Source organism: Blastococcus sp. SYSU DS0533 (assembly GCF_054050775.1).
On the sequence record NZ_JBJGZZ010000006.1, the window covers coordinates 100,417 to 118,774 of the forward strand.

General features: G+C 73.1%; 18 protein-coding genes and 1 tRNA gene. 16 read left to right on the forward strand and 3 right to left on the reverse strand.

From position 1 onward, the window contains the following. Positions 1–60 precede the first annotated feature (60 nt). From ACI79W_RS09885 to ACI79W_RS09930, 10 genes are all read left to right on the forward strand, one after another. Positions 61–741, forward strand: coding sequence for a DUF2306 domain-containing protein (locus ACI79W_RS09885; RefSeq protein WP_456561910.1), 681 nt, complete (start codon positions 61–63; stop codon positions 739–741). Then, positions 738–2,189, forward strand: a complete 1,452-nt coding sequence (locus ACI79W_RS09890; protein WP_456561911.1) for an amidase — start codon at positions 738–740, stop codon at positions 2,187–2,189. Before ACI79W_RS09885 ends, ACI79W_RS09890 begins: the two co-directional genes overlap by 4 nt. Continuing rightward, on the forward strand, positions 2,186–2,491 hold the full coding sequence (locus tag ACI79W_RS09895; RefSeq protein ID WP_456561912.1) for a YciI family protein: 306 nt from the start codon (positions 2,186–2,188) through the stop codon (positions 2,489–2,491). Before ACI79W_RS09890 ends, ACI79W_RS09895 begins: the two co-directional genes overlap by 4 nt. A 78-nt stretch (positions 2,492–2,569) precedes the next feature. Further along, positions 2,570–2,643 (forward strand) — tRNA-Pro (locus ACI79W_RS09900). A 96-nt stretch (positions 2,644–2,739) separates the two neighbouring features. Next, positions 2,740–4,227: a trigger factor gene (tig, locus tag ACI79W_RS09905; protein WP_456561913.1), complete on the forward strand. Its 1,488-nt coding sequence runs from the start codon at positions 2,740–2,742 to the stop codon at positions 4,225–4,227. 254 nt (positions 4,228–4,481) lie between these two features. Continuing rightward, entirely contained in the window at positions 4,482–5,120 is a 639-nt protein-coding gene (locus ACI79W_RS09910) for an ATP-dependent Clp protease proteolytic subunit (protein ID WP_374201379.1), read from the forward strand. A 20-nt stretch (positions 5,121–5,140) separates the two neighbouring features. Continuing rightward, the gene (locus tag ACI79W_RS09915) at positions 5,141–5,770 is read left to right on the forward strand and encodes an ATP-dependent Clp protease proteolytic subunit (protein ID WP_456561914.1); all 630 of its coding nucleotides are present in this window, start codon (positions 5,141–5,143) and stop codon (positions 5,768–5,770) included. 298 nt (positions 5,771–6,068) lie between these two features. Beyond that, positions 6,069–7,343: an ATP-dependent Clp protease ATP-binding subunit ClpX gene (gene clpX, locus ACI79W_RS09920; protein WP_236832893.1), complete on the forward strand. Its 1,275-nt coding sequence runs from the start codon at positions 6,069–6,071 to the stop codon at positions 7,341–7,343. 142 nt (positions 7,344–7,485) lie between these two features. Beyond that, a complete protein-coding gene (locus ACI79W_RS09925; protein ID WP_456561915.1) occupies positions 7,486–8,016 on the forward strand; it encodes a DUF1697 domain-containing protein in 531 nt (176 codons plus the stop codon). 38 nt (positions 8,017–8,054) lie between these two features. Continuing rightward, the gene (locus ACI79W_RS09930; protein WP_456561916.1) at positions 8,055–8,981 is read left to right on the forward strand and encodes an oxygenase MpaB family protein; all 927 of its coding nucleotides are present in this window, start codon (positions 8,055–8,057) and stop codon (positions 8,979–8,981) included. A gap of 49 nt (positions 8,982–9,030) precedes the next feature. Here the strand turns inward: ACI79W_RS09930 and valS are convergent, their stop codons facing one another. Next, positions 9,031–11,616 carry a valine--tRNA ligase gene (valS, locus tag ACI79W_RS09935; protein ID WP_456561917.1) on the reverse strand — a complete coding sequence of 862 codons (2,586 nt, stop codon included), beginning with the start codon at positions 11,614–11,616 and terminating at the stop codon, positions 9,031–9,033. Positions 11,617–11,696: 80 nt separating this feature from the next. Between valS and ACI79W_RS09940 the strand changes: the two genes are divergently transcribed. From ACI79W_RS09940 to ndk, 4 genes are read left to right on the forward strand one after another with little or no spacing between them, the layout of a single operon-like run. Then, on the forward strand, positions 11,697–12,152 hold the full coding sequence (locus ACI79W_RS09940) for a YccF domain-containing protein (protein WP_456561918.1): 456 nt from the start codon (positions 11,697–11,699) through the stop codon (positions 12,150–12,152). A 21-nt stretch (positions 12,153–12,173) separates the two neighbouring features. After that, positions 12,174–13,526, forward strand: a complete 1,353-nt coding sequence (locus tag ACI79W_RS09945) for a bifunctional folylpolyglutamate synthase/dihydrofolate synthase (protein WP_456561919.1) — start codon at positions 12,174–12,176, stop codon at positions 13,524–13,526. After that, positions 13,523–13,930: a DUF4233 domain-containing protein gene (locus ACI79W_RS09950; RefSeq protein WP_456561920.1), complete on the forward strand. Its 408-nt coding sequence runs from the start codon at positions 13,523–13,525 to the stop codon at positions 13,928–13,930. Before ACI79W_RS09945 ends, ACI79W_RS09950 begins: the two co-directional genes overlap by 4 nt. A gap of 11 nt (positions 13,931–13,941) precedes the next feature. Continuing rightward, positions 13,942–14,352 carry a nucleoside-diphosphate kinase gene (gene ndk / locus ACI79W_RS09955; RefSeq protein WP_456561921.1) on the forward strand — a complete coding sequence of 137 codons (411 nt, stop codon included), beginning with the start codon at positions 13,942–13,944 and terminating at the stop codon, positions 14,350–14,352. 109 nt (positions 14,353–14,461) lie between these two features. Here the strand turns inward: ndk and ACI79W_RS09960 are convergent, their stop codons facing one another. Both ACI79W_RS09960 and ACI79W_RS09965 read right to left on the reverse strand, forming a co-directional pair. Next, positions 14,462–14,962: a hypothetical protein gene (locus tag ACI79W_RS09960; RefSeq protein WP_456561922.1), complete on the reverse strand. Its 501-nt coding sequence runs from the start codon at positions 14,960–14,962 to the stop codon at positions 14,462–14,464. After that, positions 14,959–15,225 carry a helix-turn-helix transcriptional regulator gene (locus ACI79W_RS09965; protein ID WP_456561923.1) on the reverse strand — a complete coding sequence of 89 codons (267 nt, stop codon included), beginning with the start codon at positions 15,223–15,225 and terminating at the stop codon, positions 14,959–14,961. The genes ACI79W_RS09960 and ACI79W_RS09965 overlap by 4 nt, the downstream gene beginning before the upstream one ends. A 172-nt stretch (positions 15,226–15,397) precedes the next feature. On the opposite strand from ACI79W_RS09965, the gene ACI79W_RS09970 reads away from it, so the two are divergent. Both ACI79W_RS09970 and ACI79W_RS09975 read left to right on the forward strand, forming a co-directional pair. Then, entirely contained in the window at positions 15,398–17,320 is a 1,923-nt protein-coding gene (locus tag ACI79W_RS09970; RefSeq protein ID WP_456561924.1) for a TIGR03960 family B12-binding radical SAM protein, read from the forward strand. Continuing rightward, on the forward strand, positions 17,320–18,087 hold the full coding sequence (locus ACI79W_RS09975; RefSeq protein ID WP_456561925.1) for a TIGR03936 family radical SAM-associated protein: 768 nt from the start codon (positions 17,320–17,322) through the stop codon (positions 18,085–18,087). Before ACI79W_RS09970 ends, ACI79W_RS09975 begins: the two co-directional genes overlap by 1 nt. Positions 18,088–18,358 lie beyond the last annotated feature (271 nt).

The following is an 18,358-nucleotide window of genomic DNA, read 5'->3' on the forward strand; positions in this document are numbered from 1 at the left end:
AGGCCGGAACCGGACTTCCAGGCGATGACCTGCGCCGTCACCGCCTCGACGATCTGGTGCATGACCGCAGCAGCACCGACGACGTCCCGCCGGCAGTGGCTGGTGCCCGCCGGGCTCGTCGCCCTCGCCCTCGTGCCGCTCCTCGCCGGCGCCCTCCGCCTGGTCGAGCTCTCCGGGGGCGCGGCGGTGCTCGAACCCCCGCGCTCCGCCGGCGCGCCGGTGCCGCTCGCGGTGCACATCGTCAGCGCGCTGGTGTTCACGGTCGTCGGCGCCTTCCAGTTCGTGCCGGGCACGCGCGGCCGGCGGCCCCGATGGCACCGGGTCACCGGGCGGATCGTCGCGCCGGCCGGGCTGGTGGCCGCGGTCAGCGGGCTCTGGCTCACCGTCGTGACCACCGGGGCCGACGGCGGGCTGCTCACCGCGCTCCGCGCCGCGGCGGGGGCCGGCATGGCCGTGGCGCTGGTGCTCGGGGTCGCCGCGATCGTGCGCCGCGACGTCCGGCGGCACCGCGCCTGGATGCTGCGCGGCTACGCCCTCGGCCTCGGCGCGGGTACGCAGGTGTTCACCGCCGGCCTCGGCGCGGCGGTCGTGGGTGCGCCCGGGCCGACCACCGAGGCGCTGCTCATGGGCGCCGGCTGGGCGGTCAACCTCGCGGTCGCGGAGTGGCTGATCCGGCGCCGGCCGTCCCGGCGTCGGGGGCCGGTCGCGGCGTCGCAGGCCGCCGCTACGGTGCCCGTGTGACGGAGACCACCTGGATGGACGCCACCGCGCAGGCCGAGCTCGTCGGCACGGGCCGGGCCACGCCCGCGGAGCTCGTCGACGCCGCGATCGAGCGGATCGAGCGGGTGAACCCGCGGCTGGACGCGGTGATCCGCGACCGCTTCGACGCCGCCCGCGCCGAGGCCGCCGGCGACCTGCCCGACGGGCCGTTCCGCGGCGTGCCGATCCTGCTCAAGGACCTCGGCTGCCACGTCGCCGGCGAGGCCACCCACTACGGCACCTCCTTCCTGCGCGACGCCGACGTCCGGTGGCCCGTCGACAGCCACCTCGCCGCCCGCTTCCGCGCGGCGGGCTTCGTCGTCCTCGGCCGCACCAACGTGCCCGAGTTCGGGACGACGATCACGACCGAGCCGGCCGCGAACCCGCCCGCCCGCAACCCGTACGACACCGACCGCTCCACCGGCGGCTCCAGCGGCGGGTCGGCCGCCGCGGTCGCCGCCGGCCTGGTGCCGGTCGCGCACGCCAACGACGGCGGCGGCTCCATCCGCATCCCCGCGGCCGAGTGCGGGCTCGTCGGGCTCAAGCCCACGCGGGCCCGCGTCAGCCAGGGGCCCGAGGTGGGGGAGGGGTGGGCCGGCGCCACCATCGACGGCGTCGTCACCCGCACGGTGCGCGACACCGCCGCCGTCCTCGACGCCATCGGCGGCCCCATGCCCGGCGACCCCTACGCCGCCCCGGCGCTGCCCCGCCCGCTCGCGGAGGAGGTCGGGGCGCCGGTGGGCCGGCTCCGCGTCGGCCTGCTGGACGCCGAGCCGGGGGAGCAGTACCTCGACCACCCCGCGTGCCGGGCGGCGGTCGAGCGCACCGGCCGGCTGCTCGCCGACCTCGGCTGCGACGTGGAGCCGGGGACGCCGGGGGCGATGTTCGACCCCGAGTTCCCCCGCTGGTTCACCACGACCATCGCGGCGGACGTGGCGCTCACCCTCTCGGCGTTCGAGCGGTCCCTGGGGCGCCCGATCGAGGACGAGGAGCTGGAGCCGCGCAACCAGATGTACCGGGCGGTCGGGCGCAGGCTCTCGGCCGAGAAGTACCTCGGCGCCCGCACGTGGCTGGGCTCCTGGAGCCGCCGGATGGCGCAGTGGTGGGCGCCGCCCGAACTCGGCGGCGAGGGCTTCGACCTGCTGGTGACGCCGACCATCGCCGCGCCGCCGCCGGAGCTCGGCTGGTTCACCGCGGCCGGCGACCGGGAGGAGGGTCGGCGGATCAACAGCCTCATGCCCTACACCTCCCAGTTCAACGTCACCGGCCAGCCGGCGGTGAGCCTGCCGCTGCACCGGACCGAGGAGGGGCTGCCCGTCGGCGTCCAGCTCGTCGCCGCCGTCGGCCGGGAGGACCTCCTGGTCCGTGTGGCCGCCGCGCTGGAGGAGGCGGCGCCGTGGGCCGACCGGCGGCCGCCGGTGTCGGCGTGAGCGGGGGCTCCTACTTCCTGGTGCTGCTCACCGCGGCACCGGGTGCGGGCGCCCGGCGCCCCGACCACGAGGCCTTCGTCGACTCGCTCGTCGACCGGCAGCTGGTGCTGCTCGGCGGCCCGCTGGGCGAGGGCGACGCCGCCTACGTCCTCCGCTGCGGCTCGCCGGAGGAGGCGCGCGACGTCGTCGCCGCGGACCCGCTCGTGGTCTCGGGTGCCTGCACCGCGGCCGTGACCCCCTGGGACCTCGTCGGCGTCGACCTGCGGCTGGTCGACCCCGACCTGGTCGTCGACGACGGCTGACGACGGCGCCGCCGGACCGGGTGCCTGCCGACCGCGCCCACCCGGCCGGGTGCCGGGCCGCCTAGACTCGTGCGGCCACGGGGTGTGGCGCAGCTTGGTAGCGCACCCGCTTTGGGAGCGGGGGGCCGTGGGTTCAAATCCCGCCACCCCGACCGTGCCCCGACGTCTCTAGACTCGGGGGTCGACCCGGCGTTCCGAGTTCGTGCGGACGCCTGCACACCACTGTCTCACCGAGGAGCACTGCCGCTGTGAAGAGCACCATCGAGGAACTGGGCCCCACGCGGGTCCGGATGGCGATCGAGGTGCCGTGGGGGGACCTGGACCACGCCTTCGGTGAGGTCTACAAGGAGCTGGGCAAGCAGGTCCGCGTCCCCGGGTTCCGCCCCGGCAAGGTGCCCAACCGCGTGCTCGACCAGCGCCTCGGCCGCCCCGTCGTCCTGGAGCAGGTCGTCCAGCACGCCGTCCCGGAAATCTACTCCGAGGTCATCCGCGAGAACCAGGTCCGCGTCCTCGGCCAGCCCGACATCGAGGTGACCCGCCTCGACGACAACGACACCCTCGCCTTCACCGCCGAGGTCGACGTCGCGCCGCAGCTGGAGCTGCCGGCCCTCGACTCCCTGGCCGTGACCGTCGACGACGTCGAGGTCACCGACGAGGAGATCGACCAGCAGATCTCCGTCATGCGCGAGCGCTTCGGCATGCTCACCGGCGTCGAGCGCGCCGCGCAGGACGGCGACTTCGTCTCCATCGACCTCGAGGCCAAGCTCAACGGCGAGGTGCTCGAGGACGGGTCGACCACGGGCATGTCCTACGAGGTCGGCTCGGGCAACCTCATGGAGGGCCTCGACGACGCCGTCCGCGGTCTCTCCGCCGACGAGTCGAAGACCTTCCAGACCGCCCTCCTCTCCGGCCCCGACGCCGGCCAGGTGGCCGACGTCACCGTCACCGTCCGCTCGGTGAAGGAGAAGGAGCTGCCGGAGCTCGACGACGACTTCGCGCAGACCGCCAGCGAGTTCGACACCCTCGAGGAGCTGCGGGAGGACGCCCGCACGCGGCTGGCCCGCACCAAGGTGATCCAGCAGGGCGCCCAGGCGCGCGACAAGCTGGTCGAGCACCTCATCGAGACCATCGAGGTGCCGGTCCCCGAGAACCTGGTCGAGCGCGAGGTGCAGTGGCGCAACCAGGCCTTCGAGCGCGAGCTCGCCCAGGCGGGCATGGACTGGGACGCGTTCCTGCAGATGTCGGGCGTGGACAGCCGCGAGGACTACGAGGCCGACCAGCGCAAGAACGTCGAGCAGGCGGTCAAGACGCAGTTCATCCTCGACGCCATCGCCGACGCCCGTGAGGTCACCGTCGGCAACGACGACCTCTCGGCGCAGATCATGGCGCAGGCGCAGCGCAACCGGATGAGCCCGGAGCAGTTCGCCCAGCAGCTGCAGCAGAGCGGCAACATCGCCGAGTTCGTCGCCGACGTCCGCCGCACCAAGACGCTGGCGCAGCTGCTCGAGCAGACGACGATCACCGACGCGTCGGGCCGGCCCGTCGACCTCGAGGCCCTGCGGCCGAAGACCGTCCAGGCGGCCGCCGAGGAGGCCCCGGCCGAGGACGCCGAGGAGGCTCCGGCCGAGGGCGCCGAGGAGGCTCCGGCCGAGGGCGGGGAGATCGGCGTCCAGGCCGTCGCCACCGAGGCCGCCGAAGGGGCGACCGAGAACACCGAGGACGTCAACAAGGCCTGAGCCGGCAGGCTCGCACGGCACCGACGACGCCGTCCCACCTCCGCGGGTGGGGCGGCGTCGTCGCCGTTCCAGGGCCACCGCTGCGCCGACGGCGAACACCACCGCCACGGGGACTGTCCCGTCGCAGGTGCGCGTTAGGGTCGACAGGACTCAGGCGATCGCCGGGGGGTACCTCTCCCGGCAGGCCGTTCCGGGCCCCGCACCACACCGAGACCGACTGCCACGACACGCGTCCTACGGAGGTCACCGCACCCGTGAGCACCACCGACCCGAACCTGGCCAGCGCGCCGCTGCTGCGCGCCAACGGCGGGGGGATGAACCTCGGCGACTCGGTCTACGAGCGCCTGCTGCGCGAGCGCATCATCTTCCTGGGCACCCAGGTCGACGACGTCATCGCCAACCAGCTGGCCGCCCAGATGCTCCTGCTGTCCGCCGAGGACCCGAAGCGGGACATCCACCTCTACATCAACTCGCCCGGCGGCTCGGTCAGCGCCGGCATGGCCATCTACGACACCATGCAGTTCATCGACTGCGACGTCGCCACCTACGGCATGGGTCTGGCCGCCTCGATGGGCCAGTTCCTGCTCACCGCCGGCACCAAGGGCAAGCGCTACGCCCTGCCGCACGCGCGGATCATGATGCACCAGCCCTCCGCCGGCGTCGGCGGCACCGCGGCCGACATCGCGATCCAGGCCGACCTCTTCCGGCGCACCAAGCGCGAGCTCAACGAGCTGCAGTCCTTCCACACCGGTCAGAGCGTCGAGCAGATCGAGAAGGACGCCGACCGCGACCGCTGGTTCACCGCGCAGGAGGCGCTCGAGTACGGCTTCGTCGACCACGTCGTCAGCCGTGCCGCGATGACCGACAGCGCCAACCCGGTCTCCGACAACTGAGCGCCCGAGGACACAGACACATGAGCTTCCAGATGCCCTCCAGCCGGTACATCCTGCCCTCCTTCGTGGAGCGCACGAGCTACGGCATGAAGGAGTCCAACCCGTACAACAAGCTCTTCGAGGAGCGCATCATCTTCCTCGGGGTGCAGATCGACGACGCGTCGGCCAACGACGTGATGGCGCAGCTCATCACGCTCGAGTCGGCCGACCCGGACCGCGACATCACGATCTACATCAACTCGCCCGGTGGCTCCTTCACCTCGCTGATGGCCATCTACGACACGATGATGTTCGTCCGGCCCGACATCCAGACCGTCTGCATGGGGCAGGCCGCCTCGGCCGCCGCCGTCCTGCTCGCGGCCGGGACGCCGGGCAAGCGGCTGGCGCTGCCGTACTCCCGCGTGCTGATCCACCAGCCCTCCGGTGAGGCCGGCGGTCAGGTCTCCGACCTGGAGATCCACGCCGCCGAGATCCAGCGGGTCCGCACGCAGATGGAGGAGATCCTGGCGCGGCACACCGGCCGGAGCGCCGAGCAGGTCCGCGCCGACATCGACCGCGACAAGATCCTCACCGCTCCGGAGGCCAAGGAGTACGGGATCGTCGACCAGGTGATCCAGAGCCGGAAGCTGAACGCCCTCCCGACTGCGTGATCCGGTACGGGCCGGGGACGCGCGAGACGCGTGTTCGGCCCGTACCGTCGGGGGTCCGAGGGCACGACGGGACAGAAGAGGAACGGCCTCGGGCGATCCGGGTGAGTCATTGCCCGGACCGGCCGGAGGCGGCGGGTACGTTCGGCGAACGCCCGATCCCCGGCCCGCACCGCCGGGAGGAGAGCCTCGCGGGGCAGCCTGCCAGCGGGGCCGAGCAGGGGCACAAGACAAGCAAGCAGGGTCCAACCCGCGGGTACCTGACACCAGGACCGGCGACTGTCGAGGTGGAGGTCAGCAGGTGGCACGAATCGGTGAGAGCGGTGACCTGCTCAAGTGCTCGTTCTGCGGGAAGAGCCAGAAGCAGGTCAAGAAGCTCATCGCTGGCCCCGGGGTCTACATCTGCGACGAGTGCATCGACCTCTGCAACGAGATCATCGAGGAAGAGCTCTCGGAGTCGTCGGACCTGAAGTTCGACGAGCTGCCCAAGCCCAAGGAGATCCACGACTTCCTCGACCAGTACGTCATCGGCCAGGACAAGGCCAAGAAGACGCTCTCGGTCGCGGTCTACAACCACTACAAGCGGATCCAGGCCGGCGGTGACCGCGCCTCCCGCGAGGACGCCGTCGAGCTGGCGAAGTCCAACATCCTGCTGATCGGCCCCACCGGCTGCGGGAAGACGCACCTCGCGCAGACGCTGGCGCGGATGCTCAACGTGCCGTTCGCCATCGCCGACGCCACGGCGCTCACCGAGGCCGGCTACGTCGGCGAGGACGTCGAGAACATCCTGCTGAAGCTGATCCAGGCCGCCGACTACGACGTCAAGCGGGCCGAGACCGGCATCATCTACATCGACGAGGTCGACAAGATCGCCCGCAAGAGCGAGAACCCGTCGATCACCCGCGACGTCTCCGGCGAGGGCGTGCAGCAGGCGCTGCTGAAGATCCTCGAGGGCACGACGGCGTCGGTGCCGCCGCAGGGTGGGCGCAAGCACCCGCACCAGGAATTCATCCAGATCGACACCACCAACGTGCTGTTCATCGTGGGTGGCGCGTTCGCCGGCCTCGAGCAGGTCATCGAGGCCCGCGCGGGCAAGCAGGGGATCGGCTTCGCCGGTGAGATCCGCGGCAAGCAGGAGATCGAGGACGCCAACGCCTTCGCCGAGGTCATGCCCGAGGACCTGCTGAAGTTCGGCATGATCCCCGAGTTCATCGGCCGGCTCCCGGTGATCACCAGCGTCCGCAAGCTGGACCGCCAGGCGCTGATCAACATCCTGACCCAGCCGAAGAACGCCCTGGTGCGCCAGTACCGGAAGCTGTTCGAGCTCGACGGCGTGGAGCTGGAGTTCACCGACGACGCGCTGGAGGCCGTCGCCGACCAGGCCATCCTGCGCGGCACCGGCGCCCGTGGGCTCCGGGCGATCATGGAGGAGGTCCTCCAGTCGGTGATGTACGACGTCCCCAGCCGGGACGACGTGGCCTCCGTGGTGATCACCAAGGAGGTCGTGCTGGAGCACGTCAACCCGACGATCGTGCCACGCAAGCCCACCCGCGCCCCCCGCGAGAAGTCGGCCTGACCCGCACCTGACGACCGCTCGCCAGAGGCCCAGGACCCGCCGGGTTCTGGGCCTCTGGCGTTCACCGGGCACGGAGGGTCAGAGCGGGCGATCCGAGCCGTCGGGCGCCCACGGTTCCCGCATCCCGGGCTAGCCTGCGCGCGTGAGCACCCGGTACGTGGCCCTGCTGCGAGCGGTCAACCTGGGCGCCACCCGGCGGGTCTCGATGCCCCAGCTGCGCGAGGTGCTCACCGCCCGCGGGTACGGCGCGGTCCGCACCCACCTGACCAGCGGGAACGTCCTGCTCGAGAGCCCGCTCCCGGAAGCCGAGCTCGCCGCCGACCTGTCCGCGGCGATCGCCGAGCACTTCGCGCTCGACGTCCCCGTCGTCGTCCGGACGGCGGAGGAGATGGCTGCCGTGCTGGCAACCGACCCGCTGGGCCACGTCGCCACGGATCCCGCCCGGTATGCGGTCACCTTCTACGCCGAGCCGCTGGACCCCGAACGCGTGGCGGCGCTGCCGGCAGCCGAGGGCGGGGAGTACGTCGTGCGCGGGCGCGAGGTGTACGTGTGGCTGCGGGACGGGTTCCAGCACAGCCGCACGGCGGGGTGGAAGTGGGACCAGCTGCTCGGGGCGACCGGCACCAACCGCAACTGGAACACGGTCCGGAAGCTGGTCGAGCTCACCCGCTGATCGCCCCGGGGTGCCCGCCGCGTGGCACATTCGGGGGCGTGCGCGCCCTGACCTCCCTGCCCCAGCAGGCGCGGGAGGCCTTCCGGGCCCGCGTCTCCGGTGACCCGACCGGCGCCCCGGACTGGGTCCGTGACATCGCGCTCGTCGGGACCGGTCCGGGCTGGTTCGAGCCCGACGGCGTGGTCTGGCGCGTGCACGGCGACCTCTCGACGCTGGTCGGCGGCGTCGCGGCGCTGCTGGGCCAGGGCGCGCACCCGCTCGCGCTGGCCGGGGTGCAGCGGCACTCCGCCTACCGCGAGGACCCGTGGAAGCGGCTGGCGGGCACCGCCCGCTGGCTGGTGGTCAGCACCTTCGGCTCGGCCGAGCTGGCCGAGCGAGAGGCGGCGCGGGTCCGGGGCATGCACGCGCGCGTCCGCGGCCGGGTCGGGGGCACCGCCTACTCGGCGTCCGACCCGGCGCTGCTGCGCTGGGTGCACCTGGCCTTCACCGACGCCTTCCTCGCCGCCCAGCAGGCGGTCGGCGGCGACCTGACCCCGCGCTTCGGCTGCGGCTGGCCGGACGTCTACGTGGGGGAGTGGGCCCGCGCCGCGGCGGAGCTGGGCGCCACCGACCTGCCGCTGACGACCGCCGAGCTGGCCGAGGCCCTTGCCGCCTACCGCCCCGTGCTGCGGCCCGTCCCCGACCACCTGCGCCAGTTCCTCGCCGCCCCGCCCGGCCTCAGCGCACCCGAGCGGCTCGTCTACCGCGGGCTGTCCGGCGCCGCGGCGTACGTGGTGTCGCCGTCGGTCGCCGGGAGCGCCGGGGTGCCCGGTCGGGGCAACGGCGGCGCGTCGCAGCTGGCCGTCACCCGCGCCCAGCTGCGGGCGCTGCGCCTGGCGCTCGGCCCGTACAGCCCGTCCGAGGAGGCGGCGCGCTGGCGGCTCGGCACGGGCCCGCCCCCGGACTGGGCCGCGGACGCCGCCTGAGGATCCGCACCCGGGCGACCCCGGCCGGGGTCGCACGGGTGCGGCCGGCTCAGCTCTCGGCGGTCTCGGCGAGGACGACGTCGACGGTCAGCTCGCCCTCGCCCGGGCGCACGGTCAGCGAGCGGATGCGGCCGGCGTCGACGAGGTCGGACCGCCCGGCCTCCACCAGGGGCAGCTGGTCGGGCGCAGCCGTGACCGTGGCGGTCTCCACCTCGGCGCGCATCGACTGCTTGGCGTCGGACTTGGCCTTGCGCACCGCGGCCAGCGCCGCCGCCGTCACCGCGACGACGGCCGGGTCGCCGTCGGCCGGCAGCTCGGACGCGGCCGGCCACGCCGCGCGGTGCACCGAGCCGCTCTGCCACCAGGACCAGACCTCCTCGGTGACGAACGGCAGCACCGGCGCGAACAGCCGCAGCTGGACGTCGAGCGCGATCGCCAGGGCCGCCTGGGCGGAGGTCGCGGCATCCCCCGAGCCGTAGGCGCGGGACTTCACCAGCTCCACGTAGTCGTCGCAGAACGACCAGAAGAACGCCTCGGTGACCTCGAGCGCGCGGGTGTAGTTGTAGGACTCGAGCGCCGCCGTCGCGTCCTGGACCACGGCGGCGAGCCCGGTGAGCAGCGCGCGGTCGATCGGCTCGGTGACCTGCTCGGCGGTCAGCGAGGCCGAGGCGCCCAGGCCCAGCACGAACTTGCCGACGTTGAGGATCTTCATCGCCAGGCGCCTGCCGACCTTCATCTGCGCCTCGTCGAACGGCGAGTCCGCACCCGGCCGCGCACCGGCGGCCCGCCAGCGGACGGCATCGGTGCCGTACCGCTCCAGCACGTCGATCGGCGTCGTCGCGTTGCCCTTGGACTTCGACATCTTCTTGCGGTCGGGGTCGACCACGAAGCCGGAGATGGTGGCGTGCGTCCAGGGCACGGTGCCGTGCTCGAAGTGCGCCCGGACGACCGTGGAGAACAGCCAGGTGCGGATGATGTCGTGCGCCTGCGGCCGCTGGTCCATCGGGAAGACCTTGGCGAACAGCTCCGGGTCGGTGTCCCAGCCCGAGGCCACCTGCGGGGACAGCGACGAGGTCGCCCAGGTGTCCATGACGTCGGGGTCGGCCATGAACCCGCCCGGCACGCCGCGCTGCTCCTCGGAGAAGCCCGGCGGGACGTCGGACGACGGGTCGACCGGCAGCGACGCCTCATCGGCGATGACCGGGTTCTCGTAGTCGGGCTCGCCGGCCTCGTCGAGCCGGTACCAGACCGGGAAGGGGACGCCGAAGAAGCGCTGCCGGCTGATCAGCCAGTCGCCGTTGAGCCCTTCGACCCAGTTGTCGTAGCGGTGGCGCATGTGCTCGGGCACCCACTGGATCTCCCGGCCGCGGGCCACCAGGGCGTCGCGCAGGTCGGCGTCCCGGCCGCCGTTGCGGATGTACCACTGGCGGGTGGTGACGATCTCCAGCGGGCGCTCGCCCTTCTCGAAGAACTTCACCGGGTGGGTGATCGGCTTCGGCTCGCCCTCGAGGTCGCCGGACTCGCGCAGCATCTCCACGATCCGCTGCTGCGCGCTGAAGACGGTCTTCCCGGCGAGCTCCGCGTACGGCCCGGCGGGGACGTCGGCCGGCGGATCGGCCAGGATGCGCCCGTCCCAGCCGACGATGGCGCGCGTGGGCAGCTGCAGCTCCCGCCACCAGGTGACGTCGTTGAGGTCGCCGAAGGTGCAGATCATCGCGATGCCCGAGCCCTTGTCCGGCTCGGCGAGGCGGTGGGCGACCACCGGCACCTCGACGTCGAACAGCGGCGTCCGGACGGTCTTCCCGAACAGCGGCTGGTAGCGCTCGTCGTCGGGGTGGGCGACCAGGGCGACGCAGGCGGGCAGCAGCTCGGGCCGGGTGGTCTCGATGAACACCGGGCCGTCGGCGGAGTGGAAGGAGATCCGGTGGTAGGCGCCCGGGCGCTCCCGGTCCTCGAGCTCGGCCTGCGCGACGGCGGTGCGGAAGGTGACGTCCCAGAGGGTCGGCGCCTCCTGCGCGTAGGCCTCACCGCGGGCGAGGTTGCGCAGGAACATGCGCTGCGCGGTGGCGCGGGAGGTCTCGGAGATCGTCCGGTAGACGTTGGTCCAGTCCACCGACAGGCCGACGCGGCGCCACAGCTTCTCGAACTCCGCCTCGTCCTCCTCCGTCAGCTGCATGCACAGCTCGACGAAGTTGCGGCGTGAGACGGGCAGCTGGTCCTTCCCCGGCTTGGCCGGCGGCTGGAAGGACGGGTCGTAGGGCAGCGACGGGTCGCAGCGGACGCCGTAGTAGTTCTGCACGCGCCGCTCGGTGGGCAGGCCGTTGTCGTCCCAGCCCATCGGGTAGTAGACGTGCCTCCCGCGCATCCGCTGGTACCGGGCGACGATGTCGGTGTGGGTGTAGCTGAAGACGTGCCCCACGTGCAGCGAGCCGCTGGCGGTCGGCGGGGGCGTGTCGATCGACCAGATCTGCTCGCGCGGCGCGGCCAGCGCGGCGTCGCGGTCGAAGCCGTAGGTGTCCTCGGCCGCCCAGCGACCGATCCACTTCTCCTCGAGCCCGTCGACGGTCGGCTTGTCGGGTACGCCGACGGTCGCAGCCGGGGCAGTCGTGTCCGGGGTCGCGATGTCGGGAACCATGCCGCTCATCCTAGGAAGCGCGGGCAACGTGCTTCCGCCCTGCCGGGGAACGCTGCGCCGGTGCCGTCCGTGGAGATGACGTGGACACCCTGCGCCTGCTGCTCAACCTCGTCTGGCTGGTCCTCCAGGGCTGGATCCTCGCGCTGGCCTACCTGCTGGCCGGCGTGATCGCCTGCCTGCTGGTCGTCACCATCCCGTTCGGCATCGCCTCGTTCCGGCTGGCCGGCTTCGTGGTCTGGCCGTTCGGGCGGACGACGGTGCGCGCACCCGGCGCAGGGGTGGCGTCGGCGATCGGCAACCTGCTGTGGTTCCTCGTCGCCGGCTGGTGGCTCGCGGTCCTGCACGTGGTCGCGGGCATCGGGTTCTGCCTCACGGTCATCGGGATCCCGTTCGGCATCGCCTCGTTCAAGCTGGCCGCCGTCGGGCTGTTCCCGCTCGGCAAGCGGGTGGTCGAGACGGCGCCGCCGAGGGACTGGGTGCACGCGGGTGGCGGTGTGGTCGGCGGCGCACCCCCGCGGCGCGCCGGGGCCTGGTGAGCGGCTGGCATCCTTGACCGGGTGAGCAGCAGCACCGGTGACATGGCCCGGGTCGAGCAGGAGCTGCTGGCCCGCTGGCCGGAGAGCCGCCTGGAGCCCTCGCTGACCCGCATCTCGGCGCTGGTCGACCTGCTGGGGTCCCCGCACCGCGCGATGCCGGTCGTGCAGGTGGCCGGCACCAACGGCAAGACGACGACGGCGCGGATGGTCGACGAGCTGCTGCGCGGCTTCGGCCTGCGCGTCGGCCGGTTCACCAGCCCGCACCTGGAGTCGATCCGGGAACGCATCGTGCTCGACGGGGAGCCGGTGAGCGCCGAGCGCTTCGTCGAGACCTACGAGGACATCGCGCCCTACGTGCAGATGGTCGACGCCGCGGGGGAGACCCCGATGAGCTTCTTCGAGGTCATGGTCGGCATGGCCTACGCGCTCTTCGCCGACGCGCCGGTCGACGTCGCCGTCATCGAGGTGGGGATGGGCGGTACCTGGGACGCCACCAACGTGGCCGACGCCCGCGTCGCCGTCGTCACCCCGGTGGACCTCGACCATGCCGAGTACCTGGGCCCCGACGTCGCGACGATCGCGGGGGAGAAGGCGGGGATCATCTCCGCCGGCTCGATCGCTGTCCTCGCCCACCAGCAGCCGGGTGCGCTGGACGCCCTCGTCCGCCGCGCCGTGGAGGTGGAGGCGGTGGTCGCCCGCGAGGGCACCGAGTTCGGGGTGCTGGAGCGGCGGGTCGCCGTCGGCGGGCAGCAGGTGCGCCTGCAAGGCCTCGGCGGTGAGTACGAGGAGGTCTTCCTCCCGCTGTTCGGTGCCCACCAGGCGCAGAACGCGGTGACGGCGCTGGCCGCGGTGGAGGCGTTCCTCGGCGCGGGAGCGGCGACCGGGCCGATCGAGCAGGAGACCGTGCGCGCCGCCTTCGCCGCCGTGCGCTCGCCCGGCCGGCTGGAGCGGGTGCGCACCAGCCCGACCGTGCTGGTCGACGCCGCGCACAACCCGGCCGGCATGCGGGCGACGGTCGAGGCCATCCGGGAGTCCTTCGACTTCACCCGGCTGGTCGGCGTGGTCGGCTGCGTGCACGGCAAGGACGTCGCCGGGATGCTCGCCGCGCTGGAGGAGGTCTGCGCGGAGCTCGTCGTCACCCAGAACAGCTCGCCGCGCGCGATGCCGGCCGACGAGCTCGGCGCGCTGGCCGTCGACGTCTTCGGCGCCGACCGGGTCAGCGTCCAGCCGGCGCTCCACGAGGCGCTCACCGAGGCGGTCGAGCTGGCCGAGGCCGGTCCGGACGACGCCCTCGGCGGGTCCGGCGTGCTGGTCACCGGCAGCGTGATCACCGCCGGTGAGGCCCGCACGCTCATGGCGCGGGGCTCGCGGTGACCGCGGCGGACCCGGTACGCGCCGCCAAGGCCCTGCGCGGGGCCGCCGCCGCGGTGCTGGTGCTCGAGGGCATCGCGGTGCTGTTCGTGCCCCGGGGCATCGCGCAGACCGAGGAGGGGCTGGGCGGCGGCCTGCTCGCGGTGCTGCTCCTGCTGGCCCTCGTCCTCATCCTGGCCAGCGGTGTCCAGCGCCGTCCGCGCGGGCTGGCGATCGGCACCGCCCTGCAGGTGCCCCTGCTGGCGACCGGCCTGATCAACGGCGTCATGTGGTTCGTCGCCGGGGCCTTCCTGCTCATCTGGGCCTACCTGCTGCAGGTGCGCAAGGAGCTGGTGGGCACCGCCCTCGGCACCGTCGCGGAGCCCGACCGGACCGACGGCGGCGGGGACGCCGCGCCGACCCCGTAGGCTGCCGCTCCGTGACCGAACGCACTCTCGTCCTCGTCAAGCCCGACGGCGTCTCCCGCGGCCTGGTCGGCGAGGTGATCACGCGGCTCGAGCGCAAGGGGCTGCGCCTGGTCGCCGCCGAGCTGCGCACGCTGGACCGGGAGACCGCCGAGACCCACTACGCCGAGCACCGCGAGCGGCCGTTCTTCGCCGACCTCGTGGAGTTCATCACCGGCGGGCCGCTGATGGCCCTGGTGGTCGAGGGGCCGCGGGCCATCGAGGCCTTCCGCGCCCTGGCCGGCGCCACCGACCCGGTGAAGGCCGGCCCCGGCACCATCCGCGGCGACTTCGCCCTCGAGGTGCAGAACAACATCGTGCACGGCTCCGACTCGCCCGAGTCCGCCGCGCGCGAGGTGGCGCTCTTCTTCCCCGACCTGGGCTGAGAGCCGCTGGGATCAGGGCCCCTGATCATCGGGCGTCCTCCCTCACCGTGCACCGTGAGGGAGGGCGCTCCACGATCACCGGAGCCGATCGTGGCGTAGCCGGCGGGGATCAGAGGTCGGCGTCGTCCTCGTCGGGGGCGGTCCAGGCGAGGTGCCAGTAGGCCAGCAGCCCGGCGGCCATCCACAGCAGGAACCCGAGGCAGAGCGCGAGCGCCACCTCGTCGGTCAGCGCGACGAGGGTGACCGCGCCGGCGAACGCGGTGAGGTGCAGCCCCCAGGAGGGCCACGCCACCGCCACGTAGGAACGTTCCCGCAGTTCCTGCTGGTGCTCGTCCAGCGAGCGGCTGCTCCGGTCGAACACCCCGCGGATGCTCAGGTTGAGCAGCGAGTGCAGCGGGATGAACCCGAGCATGCCCGCCGTCCAGACGACGAAGTACCACGTCGACCAGCCTCCGGTGGCCGCGGCGATCAGCGTGGCCGCGACGAGGGCCAGGAACAGCGCGATCTGGGCGAGCACCGCACGCCGGCGGACCGGGCGCCTGCGCGCCCACGCCCACCGGCCGTCGTCGAAGTTGCGGGCCAGGTACGTCTGGTCGGGGGAGACGCTCATGACGTCCTCCTGAGGAGTTCCTCGCTGAGCGAGGGCAGCGGATCGAGCGAGAACACCGCCTCGACGGGCAGGTCGAAGAAGCGGGCGATGCGCAGGGCCAGGGCCAGCGACGGGCTGTACTCGCCGCGCTCCACGTAGCCGATCGTCTGGGGGTGCACCCCGACGGCGTCCGCGAGTTCCTTCCGGCTCACGCCGCGGTCGGCCCGGAGGACCGCGATGCGGTCGTGGACCTTGTCCGCCGTGGACTTCGGCTGTCGCCCCATGCGATGAAACGTAGCATTAATGCAACAAGTCGCTCAAGCCTCGGCACGTCCTGCCTCACCGTGCGGCGTCCTCCCTCGGCGTCTGCGGTGAGGGAGGACGCTCGATGATCAGGTCATCTGATCGTCGCGCGGGGCGGGGAGCGGTGCCCGCGGCGGCTACCCTGGACAGGTCATGACTGGTGAGACCCTCTACCCCCGCCTCGAGCCGCTGCTGGCCCAGATCCAGAAGCCGATCCAGTACGTCGGCGGCGAGCTCAACGCCCGGACCAAGCCGTGGGAGTCCGCGGAGGTGCGCTGGGCGCTCATGTACCCCGACGCCTACGAGGTGGGGCTGCCGAACCAGGGCCTGATGATCCTGTACGAGGTGCTCAACGAGCGCCCCGACGCCCTGGCCGAGCGCACCTACGCCGTCTGGCCCGACCTCGCCGCCCTCATGCGCGAGCACGGCGTCCCGCAGTTCACCGTCGACGGCCACCGCTCGGTGCGCGACTTCGACCTGCTCGGCGTGAGCTTCGCGACCGAGCTCGGCTACACCAACCTGCTCGAGGCGCTCGACCTGGCCGGGGTCCCGCTGCACGCGGTCGACCGCGACGAGACCCACCCGGTCGTCGTCGCCGGCGGGCACGCCGCCTTCAACCCCGAGCCGGTCGCGGACTTCGTCGACTGCGCCGTCCTCGGCGACGGCGAGCAGGCCGTCGGCGACATCACCGACGTCGTCAAGGCGTGGAAGGCGCAGGGGCGCCCCGGTGGCCGCGAGGAGCTGCTCACCCGGCTCGCCCGCGTCGACGGCGTCTACGTACCGCGCTTCTACGCCTTCTCCTACGGGCCGGACGGCACCATCGCCGCCGTCACCCGGACCCGGGACGACGTGCCCGCCAAGGTCGGCAAGCGCACCGTCATGGACCTCGACGAGTGGCCCTACCCCAAGCAGCCGCTGGTGCCGCTGGCCGAGAGCGTGCACGAGCGGATGAGCGTGGAGATCTTCCGCGGCTGCACCCGCGGCTGCCGCTTCTGCCAGGCCGGGATGATCACCCGACCGGTGCGCGAGCGGACGATCACCGGCATCGGGTCGATGGTCGAGCAGGGGCTCGCGGCGACCGGCTACGAGGAGGTCGGGCTCCTCAGCCTCTCCAGCGCCGACCACTCCGAGATCGGCCAGGTCGCCAAGCAGCTCGCCGACCGCTACGAGGGCACCAACACCAGCCTCAGCCTGCCCAGCACCCGGGTCGACGCCTTCAACGTCACCCTGGCCAACGAGCTGTCCCGCAACGGGCGGCGCTCCGGCCTCACCTTCGCGCCCGAGGGCGGCAGCGAGCGGATCCGCCGGGTCATCAACAAGACGGTGTCCAAGGAGGACCTCGTCCGCACGGTGACGACGGCCTACGCCAACGGCTGGACGCAGGTGAAGCTCTACTTCATGTGCGGTCTGCCGACCGAGACCGACGAGGACGTCCTGGAGATCGCGGAGCTCGCGGTCGAGGTGATCCGCGCCGGCCGCGAGGCCAGCGGGCGCAAGGACATCCGCTGCACCGTCTCCATCGGCGGCTTCGTGCCCAAGCCGCACACCCCCTTCCAGTGGGCCGCCCAGGCCAGCGCCGACACCATCGACCACCGGCTGCGGGTGCTGCGCCAGGCGATCAACGCCGACCGCCGCATCGGCCGCTCCATCGGCCTGCGCTACCACGACGGCAAGCCCGGCGTGATCGAGGGACTGCTCTCCCGCGGTGACCGCCGCGTCGGCCGTGTCATCGAGCGGGTGTGGCGCGAGGGCGGGAAGTTCGACGGCTGGAGCGAGCACTTCTCCTTCGAGCGCTGGACGCAGGCCGCGGCCGAGGAGCTCGCGGCGTTCGGCGTCGACCTGGACTGGTACACCACCCGCGAGCGCACCGAGCACGAGATCCTGCCCTGGGACCACCTGGACTCCGGGCTGGACAAGGAGTGGCTCTGGGAGGACTGGCAGGAGGCCCTGTCCGAGGAGGAGGTCGCCGACTGCCGGTGGACCCCCTGCTACGACTGCGGCGTCTGCCCGACGATGGGCACCGAGATCCAGATCGGGCCCACCGGCCGCAACCTGCTCCCGCTCACCGTCGTCTGATGGCCCGCCAGCCCGAAGGGCCGCCGCCGCCCCCGACCGTCCAGAAGCTCCGCATCCGCTACGCCAAGCGCGGCCGGCTCCGGTTCGCCTCGCACCGCGACCTGGCGCGGGCCCTGGAGCGGGCGCTGCGCCGGGCGCGGGTGCCCATGGCGTTCTCCGCCGGGTTCAGCCCGCACCCGAAGATCTCCTACCTCGGCGCCGCGCCCACCGGCTCGGCCAGCGAGGCCGAGTACGTGGAGATCGGGCTCGCCGAGCGCTGCGACCCCGAGGCGGTGCGGGCCGCGCTCGACGCCGCGCTGCCGGAGGACGTCGCCGTCCTGGAGTGCGTCGAGGCGGCGCAGGGGACCGGCTCGCTGGCCGACCGGATCGACACCTCCGTCTGGCGGGTCGAGCTGCCCGGCGTGCGCCTGGAGGAGCTCGCCCCCGCGGTCGAGAAGTTCCTGGCGGCCGACGTCGTCACCGTCGCGAAGCGCACCAAGAACGGACTCAAGGACGTCGACGCCCGCCCCGCCGTCGCCAGCGCGTCGGCGGCGGAGGAGGCAGGTTGTGCCATACTGCACATGGTCGTCCGGCAGGTGACGCCCGCTGTACGACCCGACGACGTGTTGGCCGCCCTGGCTGCCGTCGCCGACCTGCGCCCGCCGTTGCCCCCCCGGGCCGTGCGTGAGGCGCAGGGCCGGCTCGACGACACCGGGACCGTGGCTGATCCGCTCGGTCCTGACCGTGCGGCGCGCACCCGCTGCCAGGGGGAGCACGCGACGGTCTGACCGGCGGACCGCCCGGAGACCGCGCGCTGTCGAGCGGCACGGCTGCCAGACGTGACGCGCCCGCCCCGGGCCACCCGGCCCGGTCGCCCAGACCACCGCAGGACCCGCACCACCGCCCCCGGCGTCACCGGGGACGGGCACCACCGCACACCGGCTCCCTGCCGCGGCAACCGTCGCGCGGGAGCCGCCCCACAGACTTCGCAGGGCGAGCACGTCCGCCACACCCCCGCGGCGGCCCGCCCCGCCCAACCCGTGCTCCTGCGCGGCCGCC

Coding starts and splice junctions, on each gene's coding strand:
- ACI79W_RS09970 (WP_456561924.1), top strand. CDS start 15,398: ATGACTGGTGAGACCCTCTACCCCCGCCTCGAGCCGCTGCTGGCCCAG.
- ACI79W_RS09965 (WP_456561923.1), bottom strand. CDS start 15,225: ATGGGGCGACAGCCGAAGTCCACGGCGGACAAGGTCCACGACCGCATC.
- ACI79W_RS09960 (WP_456561922.1), bottom strand. CDS start 14,962: ATGAGCGTCTCCCCCGACCAGACGTACCTGGCCCGCAACTTCGACGAC.
- ACI79W_RS09915 (WP_456561914.1), top strand. CDS start 5,141: ATGAGCTTCCAGATGCCCTCCAGCCGGTACATCCTGCCCTCCTTCGTG.
- ACI79W_RS09975 (WP_456561925.1), top strand. CDS start 17,320: ATGGCCCGCCAGCCCGAAGGGCCGCCGCCGCCCCCGACCGTCCAGAAG.
- ACI79W_RS09885 (WP_456561910.1), top strand. CDS start 61: ATGACCGCAGCAGCACCGACGACGTCCCGCCGGCAGTGGCTGGTGCCC.
- valS (WP_456561917.1), bottom strand. CDS start 11,616: ATGGTTCCCGACATCGCGACCCCGGACACGACTGCCCCGGCTGCGACC.